General features: G+C 63.7%; 15 protein-coding genes. 6 read left to right on the top strand and 9 right to left on the bottom strand.

Annotation, left to right across the window (positions count from 1 at the left end; translation table 11 throughout):
- The coding region (locus tag ACOVRJ_RS19725; protein WP_422045532.1) for a DNA gyrase C-terminal beta-propeller domain-containing protein at window positions 1–1,037 on the top strand (1,037 nt) is incomplete at its 5' end.
- Window positions 1,034–1,954 (top strand): class A beta-lactamase, encoded by a 921-nt coding sequence (gene bla, locus ACOVRJ_RS19720; protein WP_422045531.1) that lies wholly within the window; start codon window positions 1,034–1,036, stop codon window positions 1,952–1,954. The genes ACOVRJ_RS19725 and bla, both read left to right, overlap by 4 nt.
- A gap of 42 nt (window positions 1,955–1,996) precedes the next feature.
- Here bla and ACOVRJ_RS19715 read toward each other — a convergent pair whose 3' ends face one another.
- The gene (locus ACOVRJ_RS19715; RefSeq protein WP_422045530.1) at window positions 1,997–2,455 is read right to left on the bottom strand and encodes a CYTH domain-containing protein; all 459 of its coding nucleotides are present in this window, start codon (window positions 2,453–2,455) and stop codon (window positions 1,997–1,999) included.
- A 13-nt stretch (window positions 2,456–2,468) separates the two neighbouring features.
- The gene (locus tag ACOVRJ_RS19710; protein WP_422045529.1) at window positions 2,469–3,509 is read right to left on the bottom strand and encodes a quinone-dependent dihydroorotate dehydrogenase; all 1,041 of its coding nucleotides are present in this window, start codon (window positions 3,507–3,509) and stop codon (window positions 2,469–2,471) included.
- Window positions 3,510–3,596: 87 nt separating this feature from the next.
- Between ACOVRJ_RS19710 and ACOVRJ_RS19705 the strand changes: the two genes are divergently transcribed.
- The 3 genes from ACOVRJ_RS19705 to ACOVRJ_RS19695 all read left to right on the top strand — a co-directional run bounded on the left by ACOVRJ_RS19705 (window position 3,597) and on the right by ACOVRJ_RS19695 (window position 6,960).
- Entirely contained in the window at window positions 3,597–4,721 is a 1,125-nt protein-coding gene (locus ACOVRJ_RS19705; protein WP_422045528.1) for a 3-deoxy-7-phosphoheptulonate synthase, read from the top strand.
- A gap of 183 nt (window positions 4,722–4,904) precedes the next feature.
- Window positions 4,905–5,393, top strand: a complete 489-nt coding sequence (locus ACOVRJ_RS19700; RefSeq protein WP_422045527.1) for a DUF2141 domain-containing protein — start codon at window positions 4,905–4,907, stop codon at window positions 5,391–5,393.
- Window positions 5,394–5,406: 13 nt separating this feature from the next.
- Window positions 5,407–6,960: a carotenoid oxygenase family protein gene (locus tag ACOVRJ_RS19695; RefSeq protein ID WP_422045526.1), complete on the top strand. Its 1,554-nt coding sequence runs from the start codon at window positions 5,407–5,409 to the stop codon at window positions 6,958–6,960.
- Window positions 6,961–6,987: 27 nt separating this feature from the next.
- Here the strand turns inward: ACOVRJ_RS19695 and ACOVRJ_RS19690 are convergent, their stop codons facing one another.
- Window positions 6,988–7,266, bottom strand: coding sequence for a hypothetical protein (locus ACOVRJ_RS19690; RefSeq protein WP_422045525.1), 279 nt, complete (start codon window positions 7,264–7,266; stop codon window positions 6,988–6,990).
- Between the two features lie 184 nt (window positions 7,267–7,450).
- On the opposite strand from ACOVRJ_RS19690, the gene rpiA reads away from it, so the two are divergent.
- Window positions 7,451–8,113, top strand: a complete 663-nt coding sequence (rpiA, locus tag ACOVRJ_RS19685; protein WP_422045523.1) for a ribose-5-phosphate isomerase RpiA — start codon at window positions 7,451–7,453, stop codon at window positions 8,111–8,113.
- Window positions 8,114–8,126: 13 nt separating this feature from the next.
- Here rpiA and ACOVRJ_RS19680 read toward each other — a convergent pair whose 3' ends face one another.
- From ACOVRJ_RS19680 to ACOVRJ_RS19655, 6 genes are all read right to left on the bottom strand, one after another.
- Window positions 8,127–9,683: a methyl-accepting chemotaxis protein gene (locus ACOVRJ_RS19680; protein WP_422045522.1), complete on the bottom strand. Its 1,557-nt coding sequence runs from the start codon at window positions 9,681–9,683 to the stop codon at window positions 8,127–8,129.
- 179 nt (window positions 9,684–9,862) lie between these two features.
- Window positions 9,863–11,809, bottom strand: a complete 1,947-nt coding sequence (gene mnmC / locus ACOVRJ_RS19675; RefSeq protein ID WP_422045521.1) for an FAD-dependent 5-carboxymethylaminomethyl-2-thiouridine(34) oxidoreductase MnmC — start codon at window positions 11,807–11,809, stop codon at window positions 9,863–9,865.
- Between the two features lie 6 nt (window positions 11,810–11,815).
- Window positions 11,816–13,147: an MgtC/SapB family protein gene (locus ACOVRJ_RS19670; RefSeq protein WP_422045520.1), complete on the bottom strand. Its 1,332-nt coding sequence runs from the start codon at window positions 13,145–13,147 to the stop codon at window positions 11,816–11,818.
- Window positions 13,144–14,544 (bottom strand): MBL fold metallo-hydrolase RNA specificity domain-containing protein, encoded by a 1,401-nt coding sequence (locus tag ACOVRJ_RS19665; protein WP_422045519.1) that lies wholly within the window; start codon window positions 14,542–14,544, stop codon window positions 13,144–13,146. Before ACOVRJ_RS19665 ends, ACOVRJ_RS19670 begins: the two co-directional genes overlap by 4 nt.
- The gene (locus ACOVRJ_RS19660) at window positions 14,541–15,221 is read right to left on the bottom strand and encodes an NAD(P)H-binding protein (RefSeq protein ID WP_422045518.1); all 681 of its coding nucleotides are present in this window, start codon (window positions 15,219–15,221) and stop codon (window positions 14,541–14,543) included. The genes ACOVRJ_RS19665 and ACOVRJ_RS19660 overlap by 4 nt, the downstream gene beginning before the upstream one ends.
- Window positions 15,218–16,705, bottom strand: coding sequence for a right-handed parallel beta-helix repeat-containing protein (locus ACOVRJ_RS19655; RefSeq protein ID WP_422045517.1), 1,488 nt, complete (start codon window positions 16,703–16,705; stop codon window positions 15,218–15,220). The genes ACOVRJ_RS19660 and ACOVRJ_RS19655 overlap by 4 nt, the downstream gene beginning before the upstream one ends.
- Between the last annotated feature and the right edge of the window lie 63 nt (window positions 16,706–16,768).

Here is a 16,768-nt window from a genome sequence, read left to right as displayed (position 1 = left end):
GCAACAGCGATGAGCCCAAGGCCGCGTTGATCGAGCGCTTCAAGCTCAGCGATCGGCAGGCCGAGGACATCCTCGAAATCCGTCTGCGCCAGTTGGCGCGACTGGAAGCGATCAAGATCGAGCAGGAGTTGAAGACCTTGCGCGAGGAACAGGCCAAGCTGGAAGACATTCTGGCCAACCCCGGCGTCTTGAAGCGCACCGTCATCAAGGAAATCGAGGCCGACGCCAAGCAGTTTGGCGACGATCGCCGCACCTTGATTCAGGAAGAAAAGAAGGCAATTGCCGAAGTCCGCATCGTCGACGAGCCGGTGACCGTGGTGGTCAGCATCAAGGGCTGGGTGCGTGCGCTCAAGGGCCATGACATCGACTCCGCGGCCCTGGCCTTCAAGAGCGGCGATCAGCTCTACGGCACCTTCCCTTGCCGCAGCGTCGACCCGCTGATCGTGTTCGGCAACAACGGCCGGGTCTACTCGGTGCCGGTCTCGGTCTTGCCGGGCGGGCGTGGTGACGGCCAACCGATCACCACCTTGATCGAGCTGGAAAGTGGCAGCCAGATTGCGCATTACTTCGCCGGCAATGCCCAGCAGCGCTTGGTGCTGGCCGGCACTGGCGGCTTCGGCTTGATCGCCCAGGTGGGCGACTTGGTCGGCCGCCAAAAGGCAGGCAAAACCTTCCTGAGCCTGGAAGGGCAAGAGCAGCCGCTGCCGCCGGCCACCGTGCCGGTGGGCGAGGTGGCGGGCGTGCAGCTGGCCTGCTTGAGCTTGAACGGACGCTTGCTGACCTATGCGCTCGATGAGTTGAAGCACCAACCCAAGGGCGGCCGAGGCCTGACCTTGGTGGATCTGGAAGACAAGGACGCATTGCTGAGCGTGGCGGCCTTCACTCAGAGCCTCTTGGTGGTGGGCACTGGACGCGGCGCCAAGCCCAAGGAAGAAGTGCTCAAGGGTGTGGGTCTGGCCAGTTATGCCGGCAAGCGTGCGCGCAAGGGCAAGGCGGTGGAAGCCTTCCAAAAAGTCTTGCGAGTGCTGGCGCCTTGAGTGCGGCGTTCGCGGCGTTCGTGGGCCTGCGCCGGCGTTGGCTGCTGCAGGCCGGCCTGGGCCTGAGTCTTCCGCTGGCTTTGCCGCAGCCCTCATGGGCTGCGGAATCCTTGGCGGAGCTCTGCCAGCGCTTGGAGCAGCAAAGCGGCGGGCAAGTGGGCGTGTTTGCCTTGCACACCGGCAGTCGCCGGCAGTTTGCCTACCGGGCGGAGCAGCGTTTCGCCATGTGTTCGACCTTCAAGCTGCTCTTGGCCGGCGCGGTGCTGGCGCGCATCGACGCGGGCCAGTTGCGCCACGACCAAAGGGTGCGATTTGGTCCGCGTGATTTGGTGCCGCATGCGCCGGTGACGGGGGCCTTGTTGGAGTCCGGCACGCTATCGGCTTCGATGACGGTTTTGGACTTGTGCGCCGCCATCTTGCTCGAGAGCGACAACCCGGCCGCCAATTTGCTGCTGCCCTTGGTGGGCGGCCCGCCGGGCTTGACGCGCTTTTTCCGCGAGTTGGGCGACGCAGAAACCCGACTCGACCGCATCGAGCCCGCGCTCAACAGCAATCTGCCTGACGATCCGCGCGACACCAGCACGCCGGCGAGCTTTGTGGGTTTGATGGAGCGATTGCTTTGCAGTGACTTCCTCTCCGAGGCCTCGCGTCAGCAGCTCTTGGTCTGGATGAATGAGGCCGAGACGGGCTTGGGGCGCTTGCGTGGCGGCGCGCCGCAAGACTGGCCGGCCGGCGACAAGACCGGCACCGGGGCGAATGGCGCCGTCAATGATGCGGCAATCTTTTTCCCGCCCAAGCAGGCGCCCATCCTGATGGCGGTCTTCATGCGCGGGTCCAGCCGGCCGTTGCCCGAGCTGAATGCGGTGCATGCCGAGTTGGCCAGCCGGGTCTTGGCGAGCTTGAGCGCAGCGACTTAGTGCAAGAAGTGTCAGTGCGGCGCCTGAAGCGCCGCAGCTGCCTCACCAGGTCGAGAACGGCCGCGCGGCCAGCTGTGAGTTGAAGTAACGCGCATCGTCGGTGACTTCCTGGCCCAGCCAAGGCGGTGGCTCAAAGGCTTGAGACTCGTCACTCAGCTCAATCTCGGCCACCACCAGGCCGGCATTGGCGCCGAGGAACTCGTCCACTTCCCAGTTCATGCCGGCATGCGGCACGATGCGGCGGATCTTCTCCACGCAAGGGCCGTCGGCCAATTTCAGCAGCGCTTGCGCATCGCTGAGCGGAATCGCGTACTCAAACTCGGCCCGCGTGGCGCCGACACTGGCGCCCTTGATGGTCAGCCAGGCCGACTCGCCCGCGATGCGCACCCGCACGGTGCGCGCCGGATCGCGGCTCAAATAGCCTTGGTTCAGGTACTGGCCGCTGCCTTGCTTCCAAGCGTCGCCCTGGACCAAAAATTTGCGCTCGATCTCGACACCCATGTTTGCACAGCCCTCAAGCGCGCGCCATGGCGGCCGCGCATTCGCTGACCAGGGCTGGGCCCTTGTAGATCAGGCCGGTGTAGACCTGCACCAGATCAGCGCCGGCTTGCAGCTTGGCGCGCGCATCGGCGCCGCTCATCACGCCGCCCACGCCGATGATTGGGTAGTTGCTGCCGAGTGCGGCGCGCAACAAGCGGATCACGCGGTTGCTGGCTTCAAACACCGGCCGACCCGACAAGCCGCCGGTCTCTTCCGCATGCGGCAAGCCCTTGACCGCCTCACGCGAGATGGTGGTGTTGGTGGCGATCACGCCGTCGATCCCGTTGGCTTTGAGCGTTTGGGCGATCACCGAGACCTGGTCTTCGTCCAGGTCGGGCGCGATCTTCACAAACATCGGCACCTGGCGTTTGGCGGCCTGTTCGAGCTTGAGCTTTTTCTCCTGCAGCGTGCTCAGCAAGGCATCCAGCGCCTCATCGCTTTGCAGCGCGCGCAGATTCTTGGTGTTAGGGCTGGAGATGTTGACGGTGATGTAGTCGGCATGAGGGAACACGCCCTCCAGGCCGATCAAGTAGTCGTCAGCGGCGTTCTCGATCGGTGTGGCGGCGTTCTTGCCGATGTTCAGGCCAACCAAGCCGCCGGCGGCGCGGAAGCTGTGGGCGCGCTGCACATTGGCCAAAAAGCTGGCCAGGCCTTCGTTGTTGAAGCCCAGGCGGTTGATCAAGGCATCGGCCTGCGGCAGGCGGAACATGCGCGGCTTGTCATTGCCCGGCTGGCCTTTGGGCGTGACGGTGCCGACTTCGATGAAACCAAAACCCATGGCGCCCAAGCCGTCGATGCAGCGGCCGTTTTTATCCAAGCCGGCGGCCAGGCCGATGCGATTCGGGAACCTCAGCCCGGCCAGCAGCAGCGGGTCTTGCACCCGGGTTTGCGACCACAGGCATTGCGCCGGTGTGTTTTGCAACTTGGCGATGGCGCCGAGTGTCAATTCATGGGCATGCTCGGGATCAAGACCGAACAGGAAAGGGCGGGTGAGGGCGTAGGGAATCAGAGGCATGGCGGAATTGTCGCATTGGCCGAAAAGCAGCCGCAGCATTGAAGCGGCGGTCAGCGTTGATAATCATTGCAATCCAGGAAAGCCGTGATGAAGAACTTAGACAACCCCGCCCAGGACCGCGAAGTGGGCTCTCGTGACGCCACCCAAGACAGCACCCGCACCGATGACACCCGCATCGGCGCGGTGCGGCCGCTGATCTCGCCGGCGCTTTTGTTTGACGAACTGCCCGCGCCCGACGCCTCGCTGGCTTTGGTGGAACAGGCCCGCCGTGACATCGGCCGCGTGCTGCACGGGCAGGATGACCGCTTGCTGGTGGTGGTGGGGCCATGCTCCATCCACGACCATGACCAGGCCATGGACTACGCCCGGCTCTTGAAGGATCTGCGCGATGAGTTGAGTCAAGACCTCTTGGTGGTGATGCGCGTCTACTTTGAGAAGCCCCGCACTACCGTCGGCTGGAAGGGTTATATCAACGACCCGCGCCTGGACGGCAGCTTCCATATGAACGAAGGCCTGCGCCTGGCGCGCAAGCTGCTGCTGGATGTGACGGCCCTGGGCCTGCCGGCCGGCACCGAGTTCTTGGACCTGCTGTCACCGCAATACATCAGCGACTTGATCGCCTGGGGCGCGATTGGCGCCCGCACCACCGAGAGCCAAAGCCACCGGCAGTTGGCCTCGGGCTTGAGCTGCCCGGTCGGCTTCAAGAACGGCACCGACGGCGGCATCAAGGTGGCCAGCGATGCGGTCTTGGCGGCCAAAGCCAGCCATGCCTTCATGGGCATGACCAAGATGGGCGCCGCGGCGATTTTTGAAACCCGCGGCAATGACGACTGCCACATCATCTTGCGCGGCGGCAAAACGCCCAATTACGACGCGGCCTCGGTCGCCGCCGCTTGCGAGGCGATGGCTTCGGCTGGCTTGCGCGAGCAGGTGATGGTGGACTTCTCGCATGCGAATTCGAGCAAGAAGTTCGAGCGCCAAATCGATGTGGGCCGCGATGTGGCGGCGCAAATCGGCGGCGGCGATGCGCGCATCACCGGCGTGATGATCGAGTCGCATCTGAAGCCGGGTCGTCAGGACTTGGCCGAAGGCAAGAACAAGGCCGATCTCTTGCCCGGCGTGTCGATCACCGACGCCTGCCTGGGCTGGAGCCAGACCGAGCCGCTGCTGCGCGACTTGGCTGCGGCGGTGCGGGCTCGCCGCAAGGGCTGATCGATTGCACTTGAGGCAGGCCTATCGAGCCTGCCTGCCCCGGTCTTTCATGCGCGCCAACCATTGGCGCCGCAGGCTGGCGGTTCGCGCGGCCTGCTCTCCATTCGTCGCATCGCGCTGTTTTGCGCGCTTGCAGCTCCCTAGAGTTCAGTCATCTCAACACTGAAGCCAAGGGACCTCGCGATGAAAGCAAACACCAAGACCAGGTCAGCAAGCCGGGCAGGCAGGCCCGGCCCGATGAAGCAAAGCCTCTTGAGCGCCAGCTTTGGCACGCTGGCGATGGCTTTGTGTGCCGCTGGTTCGGCCCAGGCCATGGACCTGGAACTGGAAGTCAGCGGCCTGACGCAAAGCGAAGGCCGGGTGATGGTGGGCGTGTACACCGACGCCAACAACTGGCTCAAAAAACCGCTGACGGGCAGCAGCGTCGAGGCCAGCCAGCAAAAAGACGGCCGGGTCCTCATAAAGTTAAAGGACCTGCCCGAGGGGCCCGTGGCGTTGAGCATCTTTCATGATGTGAACGGCAACGGCAAGCTCGACAGCAATGCCATGGGCCTGCCCAAAGAGCCCTATGGTTTTTCGAACAATGCGGCCGGCAGTTTTGGCCCGCCCAAGTTCGAGAAAGCGCAGTTCGAAGCCAAGCCTGGCGCTCGCGTGTCGGTTCAGTTGAATTGAGCAGGAGCAGACCATGATGCAAAGACGTGATCTGCTCAAAGCCGGCTTCTCTGGGCTTGCCGGGCTGGGCAACCTGAGTCTGATGCAAGAGGCGCTGGCACTCGGCGTCGCGGCGCCCGGTTTCAAGACCCTGGCGCCAGAGTTGGCGCCCTTGCAGGGTTTCACTGGCAATGAAGTCTTCGATGCGCGCGATCTGCGCATCGAAGGACGCTTGCCGCAGGGTTTGAAAGGCGTCTATTTCCGCAATGGCCCAGGCGTGATGAGCCGCGGCCAAGAGCGCTACAAGCATTGGTTTGACGGCGACGGTTTGGTGCAGGCTTGGACTTTTGGCGAAGGGCGCGTGCATCACAAGGCCCGCTTTGTGCAGACCAAAAAGTTGCGCCTCGAAACGGCGGCCGGTCGTTTCATGGTGCCCGGCTTTGGCACCAGCTTTGCCGACCAGCACTCGCGGGGCGCCGTTCGCAGCGCCGATGATGTGAACACCGCCAATACCAGCGTGATGCTCAATCAAGGCCGCTTGTATGCCCTGTGGGAGGGCGGCAGCGCCTATGAGTTGGATCCGCACAGCCTGGCGACCAAGGGCCCGCGTGTCTGGTCGCCTGACATGGCCGCCATGCCTTTCTCTGCCCACCCCAAGGTGGAAGCCGATGGCACGGTCTGGAACTTTGGCAGCCAGGCGGAGCATATGGTGATCTACCAAATCTCCTCCCAGGGCCAGCTACGCAACAGCCGGGTGTTCAAGATGCCGGTGGACTCGGCCATGGTGCATGACTTTGCCGTGTCGCAACGTTTCTTGATCTTCTTGCTGGCACCCCTGACGCTGGACATGCCGGCGGTTCGTTCCGGCTCCAGCATGCTGGATGCCATGCGTTGGCAAGCGAGCGACGCTTGCACGGTCTTGGTGATCGACAAGTCGGATCTGGATCGGCACTGGGTGCTGGAGATGCCGGCCGCCATGGTCTTTCACTTCGGCAATGCCTGGGACGATGGCTCGCAGATTCATCTGGACTATGTGGAAGCCCAGGCTTTCCCCCTTATCAACAGTGCTTTGAGTGAAATCATGCGTGGCACGCGTCCCACGGGGACGGCGTCCAGCCCGCGCTTTTTGCGCATCCGCTTGGGGGCGAGCGGGTCTCGTTTGGAGTTGGGTGCAGGGGTCAATGCCGGCCGCATCGAGCTGAGTTCACGCGATGAATCCGTTGAGTTCCCGGTGGTGGACCCGCGTGTGGTGGCCCAGCGCTACCGGCATGTCTACTACCCGAGTGCCATCGACAACGGGGAGCGCTGGGGCTTTAACGGTTTGATGCATCTAGACATCGAGACCGGCCGCCGCGAGCGCTTTTCTTTTGGCGACGAGGTGGTGTTGGAAGAGCATGTGCTGGTGCCCAAACCGGGCAGCAGCAAGGAGGGCGAGGGCTGGCTCTTGGGCCTGGGCTATGACCTCCAAGCCAAGCGCTCTTTTGCCTCGGTGTTTGATGCCCAGGCGCTCAGCGCTGGCCCCTTGGCCCGCGTGTGGCTGCCTTACTGGGTGACTTACGGCTTTCACGGCAAGTTCTATCCCAGCTGAGGCCCACGCGCAGCCACGGCGGCGCGTTCAGAGTTTTTGCAAATCCAGGCTGGCGACTTGTTCGCCGGCTTGCGGCCAGCGATGCAGCGCTGACTCGGCTTCTTGCTCCTGAGCTGCGGCCAGTTCATTCGAGGCCGCATGCTCAAAACTGCCGGTGCCCAAGCCCAGCAAGGTGATCAGGGCCAAGCCGGCTATCCAGGCTTGGGGATCGCGGCTCAAATGAAGCAGCTTGGGCAGCAGCTCGGGCAACAGCGCGGGCTGTGGCTTGGCATGGGGCATCGCTTTCCTTGGCTTCGTCGGCATCATCGTCAGCACTCCTTGAGGCTTGCGCGCTCATCGCGTTGGGATGAAGTTACTGTATATGCGTACAGCTGTAAATGCAAACAGTATTTTGATCCATTGCCGCGAGCGGCCAACACATGTCTCTGGCCGATAATGGTGGCCGGCCTTACAGGGCCGCCCCTCATCCCTCAACAAAAGTCCCCTCAGCATGACCCAAGACGAACTCAAGACCCTGGTTGGCCAAGCCGCTTTGCAATACGTGAAGCCTGGCAGCATTGTTGGCGTGGGCACCGGCTCGACCGTGGACAAGTTCATTGACGCCCTGGCCGCCAGCGGCATCAAGGTGGCGGGTGCGGTGTCCAGCTCGGTGCGTTCGACCGAGCGCATGCAGGCCTTGGGCATTCCGGTGCTGGACGCCTCGGAAGTCGAAGACCTGGGCGTCTATATCGACGGCGCCGACGAGATCGACCATGCCGGCCACATGATCAAGGGCGGCGGTGCCGCCTTGACCCGCGAGAAGATCGTGGCCGATCTGGCCGAGCGCTTTGTCTGCATCGCCGATGAATCGAAGCTGGTGCAGATGTTGGGCAAGTTCCCGCTGCCGGTGGAAGTGATCCCCATGGCTGCTGCCCAGATCGCGCGTGCCTTTGCTGCTCAAGGCGGTGTGGCGACGCTGCGCGCCGGCGTGGTGACCGACAACGGCTGCCAGATTCTCGACGTGACCGGCCTGCAGATCCGTGACCCGATGGCTTTTGAGCGCGAAGTCAATCAATGGCCGGGCGTGGTCACCGTGGGCGTGTTCGCCCGCAACCGCGCCCAGGTTTGCCTGCTAGGCACCTCCGAAGGGGTGAAGACGCTCAAGTTCGTTTGAGCGTTCCCTTGATTCAGCGCTGCAAGCGGAACACGCCGATGGCCTCGGACAGTCGGGACGACTGATCGCGCAGGCTTTCGGCGGCGGCGGCCGACTCTTCGACCAGGGCGGCGTTTTGTTGCGTCATCTGGTCAAGATGGGTGACGGCGGCATTGACTTGTTGGATGCCGTCGCTTTGCTCTCGGGCCGAGGCGCTGATCTCACCAATGATGTCCGAGACCCGCTGCACGCTGGCCACGATCTCACCCATGGTGCTGCCGGCGTCTTGCACCAGACGCGTACCCGATTCGACGCGCTCAACGCTGGCGCCGATTAAGCTCTTGATCTCACGCGCAGCCTCGGCGGAGCGTTGCGCCAGCGAGCGCACCTCGGAGGCCACCACCGCAAAGCCGCGACCTTGTTCACCGGCCCGCGCGGCTTCAACCGCTGCATTCAGCGCCAGGATATTGGTCTGGAAGGCGATGCCGTCGATGGTGCCGATGATGTCGCTGATGCGGCGTGAACTGGCGCTGATTTCATCCATGGTGCTGACCACCTGGCCCACCACGGCGCCGCCGCGCTGCGCCACTTCAGCGGCTGAGCTGGCCAGTTGATTGGCGGTCATGGCCGAGTCGGAGGTTTGGCGCACGGTGCTGGTCAGTTGCAGCATGGAGGCCGCCGCTTGCTGCAGATTGGAGGCGGTTTGCTCGGTGCGGCCGGACAAGTCGTGGTTGCCCACGGCAATTTCAGCACTGGCGGTGCCAATGCTGTCGGTCGATCCGCGCACCTGGCCAATCAGTTGAAGCAAGGCGTTCTGCATGGTTTGCAAAGAGTTCAGCAGCTGACCGGTTTCGTCGGCACCGCCCTTTGGAATGGGGTGGCTGAGGTCGAAATGCGCGATGGCATCGGCCACGCCAACGGCTTGGAGCAGTGGGGCGGTGATGGAGCGGGTCAGCCAAACGGCGGCAGCCACGCCGAGTGCCGAGGCGATCAAGGCGAACAAGATCAGTCCTGTCTGGGCAGCCTGATTGCTGGCTTCGACGCGTTGAACCGCAAGGTCCAACTCTTCGCGCTGTTGCTTGACGATGGTCTGGATGGCGTTTTGAAAGCTGCTCGCAGCGGGCTGGAAGTCTTGCTCGAACAGACGCTTAGCGCCCTCGGCATCGCCGGATTTCTTGGCGGCAGTTACCGCATCGCGGGCGCTCAAATAGCGCTTGCGGGCGGCGGACAGGGCGTCGAAGAGCTCGCGCTCTTGTTTGTCTTCCAGCAACTTTTCCAGCGTCTTTTGCAGCTCACCGGAGGCCTTGGTGGACTCGGCCGCGCTTGCGGCAAAGAACTCGGCCAAGCTGGGGTCGGTGCTGACGGCGATGGCGGTGGTGCGGTTCACGCCATTGGTGATGTTGCGGTGCCAATCGGAGGCGGCGCGCTCGGTCACCAAGGTGTGCTCATACATCTGGCGGGTTTCTTGCGCCACACCGCGCAAACACCACAGGCCGTAGCCCGCGCCAACAAAGGAAATCAAGAGCACCAGGCCGAGTACCAAAGACAAACGTTGGCCAATGCTGCGGCCGGAGAAAGATGAAAACAACATGCAGACGAACCTTTCAGGGGAGGGGAAGCGCTCAAGCCCAGCTTGAAGCGAGGGGTCCCGTTTGGCTTGTCGGCATGAAGTTCTCGCGCTACAGCTCTGCTGTGCGCACTGCAAGCCTGTCGTATGCGCGGTGCGCTCTGCGCCCACAAGGCAAGTCCGCTGCTCGCGGAATTGCGCTTCTAAGCCTGTGGCGGCGCAAGGCCTTGGCGATAGGCACGCACAGCAAAGCGGGCCGGATCGATGGCGTCCAGCAAACTCGCTTCCAAAGGCATGGGTGCACCGCTGACCTGGGCCGCCAACACTTGGGCGCACAAAGCGGCCCAGCCGATGCCGCGTGAACCCATGGCCATGCACAGGGCCAGGCCGGCTTGGCGAGGCAGAAAGCGGGGCTGGTCTCGCCGCCCCTCGGGCTGCACGATGGGCAGACCGCCGACCAAGGGCAGGCGGTCCGGTGTGGCCAGACGCCAGCCGACGCGGCCGAGGGGTGGCGCCAGCGAAGGATCGAACGCTCGGTTGGGATCCTCCAGATGGGCAAGCTCCGCCCATTGCGCCAGATTCGCCGCATGGTCGCTGGCGCGCAGCGTCGGGTCTGTGTCGGCGAGTTGGTTGGTGGCGCCGCACCACAGGCCTTGGCCCTGATCGGCGATTGCATAGCCCAGCCCCGCCACGGGCAGATGCGGTCGCGCGGAGCTGGGCGACAGATGGCTGATTTGCCCTCGCTGCTGAACCAACAAGCCTGCCAAGTCGGGGGCCAGGTCTTGCAGCAAGGCCTGACCCTCATGCCCACCGGCCAAGACCACCAAGGGCGCTTGCGCCAACAGGTGGCCGTCCGCGCCGAGGGCTTGCCATTGCCCATCAAGCCAATGCAGCCGTTCTACACCCACAGAGAACATCGTCCGGGCCTTTGATTTGCGCAGCAGTGCCGCCACAAAGTCTGCCGGCGGCAAGGCGCCGCCTCCGGGGTAGAACCAGGCGGGGTATTGCAGATCCAGTCCGCTGAGTTCGCGGGCCTCGGCCTGACTCAAAGCTCGCACATAGTCACTTGGCAGGCCCAGTCGGCTGAGCTGGGCTTGCATGCCGTTCAGATCCAGCCGGGTTTCCAGGCGCAGTAGGCCTTGCTGCAGCCAAGGCAAGTCCGGCCCGAGTGATTTCAACAAGCGTTCGGTGGCCAGGGCGGCGGCGCGGTTGAAGCGGGCATGCACGCCGTCATCGGGGTTGAGCGTGCCGTGGAAGAGGCCGCCGGGGTTGCCCGAGCTGGCCTGCGCTGGCCCGCTGCGGCGGTCGATCACGGTGCTGTGAATGCCTTGCTCGGCCAGGGCCCAGGCGCAGGCCGCGCCGGCCAAACCGGCGCCGATGATCAGGGCTTCTTGAGTTCCCGTTGGCGCCAGCGCCAGTCTTCCCGCCGGTTTCTCCAGCACATGGCGAGGCTGATAACGTGCCACGCACATGCCGCCCTTGTTGGCGAAACCACGCTGCCGCTCCACATGAAATCCTGCCGCTTGCAGGCCTTCGCGCACATGCGGAGCCACGCTCCAAGAGCCGGCCGTGGCATCGGGCGCGGCCAGACGGGTCAGCGCTTTGAGCAGATAGCTGTCCCACATGTCCGGGTTCTGGCGCGGGTTGAAACCGTCCAGGTAAAAGGCATCGACCTCGGCCACCAATTCGCGCAGCCAGTGGCGCGCATCGCCCAGGCACAGCAGCAACTGCACTTGGCCGCCAGCAAAGCTCAGGCGGTGCAGATTGGCGGTGAGTGGCGGCCAGGCTTCCAGCAATTGAGCGGCCAGATCGGGCAAGGGCGAGTTTCGATGGGCTCGGGCCAGATCCTCGCGACGCAGTGGGTGCTTTTCGATGCTGATGAACACCAGCTGATCGCACCGATGCGGGTCCCCGGCCCAGGCATCCCAGGTGGCCAGGAAGTTATTGCCCAGGCCAAAGCCGGTTTCCAGAATCACAAAGCGCGGCAGCGCCGCCCAGCGGCCCGGCAACTGATTGGCACCTAGAAAGACGTGGCGGGCTTGCGCCAGTGCGCCGGCGCGGCTGTGATACACATCACCAAAGTCTGGGGCACTCGGGGCGCTGAGGTCGCTGAAATCGACCCGCGCAGGGGAAATGGTTTGAATCTTCATGCAGGCTCATGCGAGGGCCGGCAGTATGAACCAGAGCAGGCCGGCCGCAAGTGCCAAGGATGAAAAAAGCACCGCCGCGACGATGGCCGCAAAGCGCCGCCCGCCGCTGACCCAAGCGGTGATGCTGCGAGTGACGCTGTTGCTGGCGATGGCGGCCAGCACGCCTTGGCACATCAGCTCGGCATCGATCTGCCCCGCATGGGCCAGGCCGGCCAGCGAGGCCACCGGTGAGTGGGCATCGGCCAGCCCTGCCAAGGCCACGGCGGCGAACAGGCCTGAATGACCGAATCGGCTCTCGGCCCAGCTGACGAGGACGGCGACCGCGCTCAGCAGGAGGGCGATCAATGCGGCTTCTTTCAGCCGCAAGGGGCCTCCTGCCTGTGCCTGGGTGTTGCGGTTCTGCGGCGCTGAACCCACTTGGGTCGATTCGCCATAGGCCAACTCCCTATGGGCCCGGTAGGCGAGGAACAAGCCGGTGCCGCCCGCGATCAGAATGCCGACACCGGCCAACGGCAAAAAGCGCATCGCCGCTTCAGGCGCCAAGGCCAAGAGCATCAAGCTGGCTTGCAACCAAGTGGCCGCGGTGGACATGACCGCGCCCGAAGTGCAAGCCAACAGCAGCGCAGGCTCCGCCTTGGCTCTTTGACCCATGGTGGCGATGGTGGCGGTGCTGGAGACCAAGCCCGACATCAATCCCGACAAGGCCAAGCCCGTTTGGGCGCCCAGCAAGCGCAGCGCGACATAACCAAAGGCCTGCAGACCCAAGAGCAGCAAGAGCAAACCCATCAAGGAGTGCGCTTTCATGCCCGCCAGCCAGGGCAGTGGTTCGGTGGGCATGATGGGGAGCACCACCAGGGCCAGGGCTGCCAGCAGCAGCCCGTCGTGCAACTCTTGCTCCTTCAGCCAGCGCGTGGCGAAGCGATGCAGGCCGGTTCGGGCGCTCAGCAAGGCGGTCAAGATCACGGCCGCTGGCGTCCCCAGCATCGGCGCTTGCACGCACAAGACTCCGATCAGATAAGTCGCCAGCAGCGCCATTTCGGTGGTCAGTCCGGGGTCGCGCTCGCTGCTGCGAAAGTAAGCCATCGCGGCCAGGATCGTGATGGCCAGCGCGCCGACCGCGACCAAGCCCGGTACCGCCAAGCCTTGCGCCATGGCCCCCGACATGGCGGCAATGGTGAAGGTACGAAGCCCGGCCGGCTCTAAAGATCGCCCGCCCGCATGTCCGCGGCCCTTGTGGCGCTCGCGCTCCAGCCCGATCAGGAGCCCACTGCCCAGTGCGGCCAGCATCCCCGTTGCCAGCGTGGCATGGGTCCCGAAAGCTTGTTCCAGTAGATTCACAGCTCGACCGACTCTCCATGTTGCGGCACGCGTACCCGCCAACCCAACTCATCTTGAATGCGACTGCGCAGTGCGTCGCTGGCCGCAGCTTCTCCATGCACCACAAAGACCTGGCTGGGAGCCTGTTTGAAACCGCGCAGCCAAGCCATCAGTCCTTCGGCATCGGCATGCCCGGACAGCCCTTCCAAGTGGCTGATTTCGGCATTGACGCTGAGGTAGTGTCCGTGCAGCTTGACCTCCCGAGCCCCATCAATCAGCTTGGCCCCGCGTGTGCCGCTGACCTGGAAACCCGGGAAGGCGATGTGGTGGCGCGCTTGCGGCCCCATGGACTCGAGGTAGTTCAGCACCCGGCCGCCGGTGGCCATGCCGCTGGCCGAGATGACGATGGCCGGCTTGCTGCGTGGGCCGGCCATGCTGGTGGCCAGCCTTTGCGATTCGGCCGGTTTGGTGACCAGATGCACGCCGTCACACAGGCCTGCAGCATCGCTGGCGCTAATGCGCAAGAGCTTCTTGTGCTTGATGGTCAGCTGGGTGGCCAGCTCGGCCATGGGGCTGTCCAAATAGATCGGCACGTCTTGGTCCAGCTCACCCGCTTCGCGCAATCGCTGCAGCAAAAGCAAAAGCGCCTGGGCTCTTCCGACCGCAAAACTCGGCAGCAGCACCGAGCCCCCACGCTTGAAGGTGGCGCGCAGGATCTGCGCCAAGCGGGCTTGCACGTCCTCGGGTGCATGCAGGCGGTTGCCATAGGTCGATTCGATCAGCAAGACATCGGCGCTTTCCAGCCGCTGTGGCGCGGGCATCAGCGGGTCGTTGCTGCGCCCGATGTCGCCGGAATAGACCAGGGTGCGACCCTGCGCGGTGACCGAGATCGCACTGGCGCCCAGCAGGTGGCCGACCGGCGTGAACCGGATCTGCGCCTCCCCCAACTGCAAACGTCCGTCTCGGGGCAGACCAACAAAATGAGTCAGTGCTTTCTTGGCGTCAGCGACGGTGTAGAGCGGCAAGGCGGTGGCGTGTTTGGAGCTGCCGGTGCGGTTGGCCCGGCGGGCGTCTTCTTCTTGCAGCTTGGCGCTGTCCAGCAGCAGCACTTCGCAAAGATCCCGAGTAGCACCGGTGGAGAAGACCTGACCCCGAAACCCTTGCCGGGCCAGGGCCGGGATGTAGCCGCTGTGATCCAGATGCGCGTGTGAGAGCAAGACCGCGTCCAAGCTGGCAGGCGCCACACCGAGCCCCGACCAATTGCGCTCCCGCAGGGTCTTGTAGCCTTGGAACAGACCGCAGTCGAGCAGCAAACGCTGGCGTTCGCCTTTGCTGCCTGCTTTGGCGGTTTTTTCCAGTTGCAGCAGATGGCGCGAGCCGGTCACGCAATCGGCAGCACCCAGAAAAGTCAGCTTCATTGGAGGAACCCCATCTCTTGCAACTGCTGCGATTCAAACACTTGAACCGCGGGCCCGCCTTGACGCAGGGCAAGACAAAGCGCTCGTGCCACCGTGGCGGCCTCAATCGGGCGCCAGCGCGCCGGAATCAAGGGCAACAAAGGGCGGGTCAAGCGCAGAGCCCATTGCTCAGCAGGCCGTTTCGCTTGACCCAGGGTCTCGCGCTCGCCACTGAGGAGAGATGGGCGGGCGATGACCAAACGCTCGAACTGCAGGGCCGCTAAGCCTTGTTCCATCTCGCCTTTGACGCGGTTGTAGAACACGCGCGATGTGGGGTCGGCTCCCAGGGCTGAGACGACCGCACAGCGTGTGGCGCCCGCTTGACGCGCGGCGCGGGCGACGTTCAAGACCGCATCCAAATCAACCGCACGAAACGCCGCTTCCGAGCCGGCTTGAGCCATGGTGCTGCCCAGGCAGATACAAACGGCGTGGGGCCGGGCCAAGTCTGATGCACCCAGATCGGCGCGGCTGAAGTCCACCAAGCGGTGCTGAACCAAATGCCCGGCAGGCAAATCCTCGACCGGACGCCGCAAGAGCAGCTGAATCTTCAGTGGCTGCTGCATCAAGCACTGCAGTAGCGCGCGGCCGACCAAGCCGCTGGCGCCCGCCAGCCAGACCGTTTGCTGGAGATGGCTCATGGCCGCGCCTGGCTCTGCGCGCAACTGGCTCCGGTCTCGGCCAGCGCGCCAACCTGAGTTGCGCTCTGGCGAGTCGCACCACAAAAGTCTTCCTTGACCAGCGGCAGAGCCGGCACGCTTTCGATCGAACGGCGGCCGTTCAGGCGCAGCGCGTCGGGGGCCTCCAGGTATTCGCTCAGGTCAAGCACCTCGTTCATGCCGGCCTTGGCTTGAGCGCCGTCGCGTTCGCGGATACGACCGTCCAGCAAATTGCCGTACACCGTGGCGTTGGATGAGGAACCGCGCACATCAATGCCGGCTGAGTTGATCAAGGTGTTGTGGGCGATCAGCATGGAGGCCGAGCGATGGACATCAATGCCGAAGTCATTGCAATGGGCTAGCACATTGTTGATTGCCATCGAGGCCTGTTGCTCAAACTCGCATCGCTGGTCGCGGCAGAACTGAGGGTCCGAGCCGGCGCCGCCAAAGGAGATGCCGGTGCGAATGCCCGGCTGCGCAATCTGCTGCGGTGTGCAGACCAGCAAATTGCGCTCCACTCGGTTGCCATGCCCGGCGCCACGAATCAGCACGCCGAAGGACGATCGCCCGGGACCGGTCTTGACGAAGTTGCTCAGCTTGTTGTCTGCCAGCTTCCATTTGCTGGCCCCGATGATGTTGATGGGGGCCACCACCATGGCCGTGTCGCGCGGGCGGGTGTTGGTGAAGGTGTTGAACTGCACCAAGCCCTCATCGGGCCACTGATCATCGTCTCCGTTGACCTGCAAGTGGGAATTGAAGTCTTCTAACAGGTTGTTGCGCAACACGGTGCTGCGGGCGGCGCCTTGCACCAAAAACGCATGCTTGCAGTCCGAGGCATCGGGGCAAGCGCCGCGCAAATGCAGATTCTCAAAAACCCAGAACGGGTGGTTGATCTTGAAAATGTCGGAGGCCGTGGAATCCAGTCGCACTTGGCCGACTTTTTGCGCCTTGACGGTGATGGGCATGTCTCGCTGCCCGGCAGCCGCTGTGCTGAGCACCTCGCTGATGCGGTAGCGTCCGGGGGCCAAAACAATCGTCTGTCCCGCCTTGACGGTTTGCATGGCTTTGCTGAGTTCAGCGACATTGCTGACGCGCAGCTCAGACCAAGTATTGCCCGGCAGGCCCGGACTCGGCAGCGCGGACTCGGCCACAGGGGCACCACTGGACTCATAGCGTTGCGGGGCCAGGACTTGCGCTTGCTGCCCCTTGCTCAAGTTGGGCAGCTTGGTGGTGGGGACAGGCCGCTGAAGCTGCGACTCGGCGAGGTTCAGTGCAGGCAGCAAGAGAGGCTCCAGAAACTGGTGACCGATCAGTCGAACCCGGGCGTAACGAATCAATTCGCCTGCAGTACGCTGATTGAACTCCGCTCTGAGCTTGCTGAACTCGTACTGCCTGAGGAGCAAGACGGTTATGGCGATCAAAGTGCCCACAAGGGCGACAAGCAATAACAACAGAATTCGGCGCACACGGGTTCTCATCGAGTGTCTCTGGAGCTGAGCATCAAGGTGCGCCGAGTATGCGTGCAGAAA

Source organism: Roseateles sp. (genome assembly GCF_049240545.1).
Taxonomy (GTDB): Bacteria; Pseudomonadota; Gammaproteobacteria; order Burkholderiales; family Burkholderiaceae_C; genus Paucibacter_A.
The sequence above is the reverse complement of the archived record's forward strand: the minus strand, read 5'-3'. Positions and strand labels throughout refer to the sequence as shown.

Bases quoted from the DNA above. Each gene is read 5' to 3' on its own strand.
- ACOVRJ_RS19715 (WP_422045530.1), bottom strand. From the start codon at position 2,455: ATGGGTGTCGAGATCGAGCGCAAATTTTTGGTCCAGGGCGACGCTTGG.
- ACOVRJ_RS19710 (WP_422045529.1), bottom strand. From the start codon at position 3,509: ATGCCTCTGATTCCCTACGCCCTCACCCGCCCTTTCCTGTTCGGTCTT.
- ACOVRJ_RS19705 (WP_422045528.1), top strand. From the start codon at position 3,597: ATGAAGAACTTAGACAACCCCGCCCAGGACCGCGAAGTGGGCTCTCGT.
- ACOVRJ_RS19700 (WP_422045527.1), top strand. From the start codon at position 4,905: ATGAAAGCAAACACCAAGACCAGGTCAGCAAGCCGGGCAGGCAGGCCC.
- ACOVRJ_RS19695 (WP_422045526.1), top strand. From the start codon at position 5,407: ATGATGCAAAGACGTGATCTGCTCAAAGCCGGCTTCTCTGGGCTTGCC.
- ACOVRJ_RS19690 (WP_422045525.1), bottom strand. From the start codon at position 7,266: ATGATGCCGACGAAGCCAAGGAAAGCGATGCCCCATGCCAAGCCACAG.
- rpiA (WP_422045523.1), top strand. From the start codon at position 7,451: ATGACCCAAGACGAACTCAAGACCCTGGTTGGCCAAGCCGCTTTGCAA.
- ACOVRJ_RS19680 (WP_422045522.1), bottom strand. From the start codon at position 9,683: ATGTTGTTTTCATCTTTCTCCGGCCGCAGCATTGGCCAACGTTTGTCT.
- mnmC (WP_422045521.1), bottom strand. From the start codon at position 11,809: ATGAAGATTCAAACCATTTCCCCTGCGCGGGTCGATTTCAGCGACCTC.
- ACOVRJ_RS19665 (WP_422045519.1), bottom strand. From the start codon at position 14,544: ATGAAGCTGACTTTTCTGGGTGCTGCCGATTGCGTGACCGGCTCGCGC.
- ACOVRJ_RS19660 (WP_422045518.1), bottom strand. From the start codon at position 15,221: ATGAGCCATCTCCAGCAAACGGTCTGGCTGGCGGGCGCCAGCGGCTTG.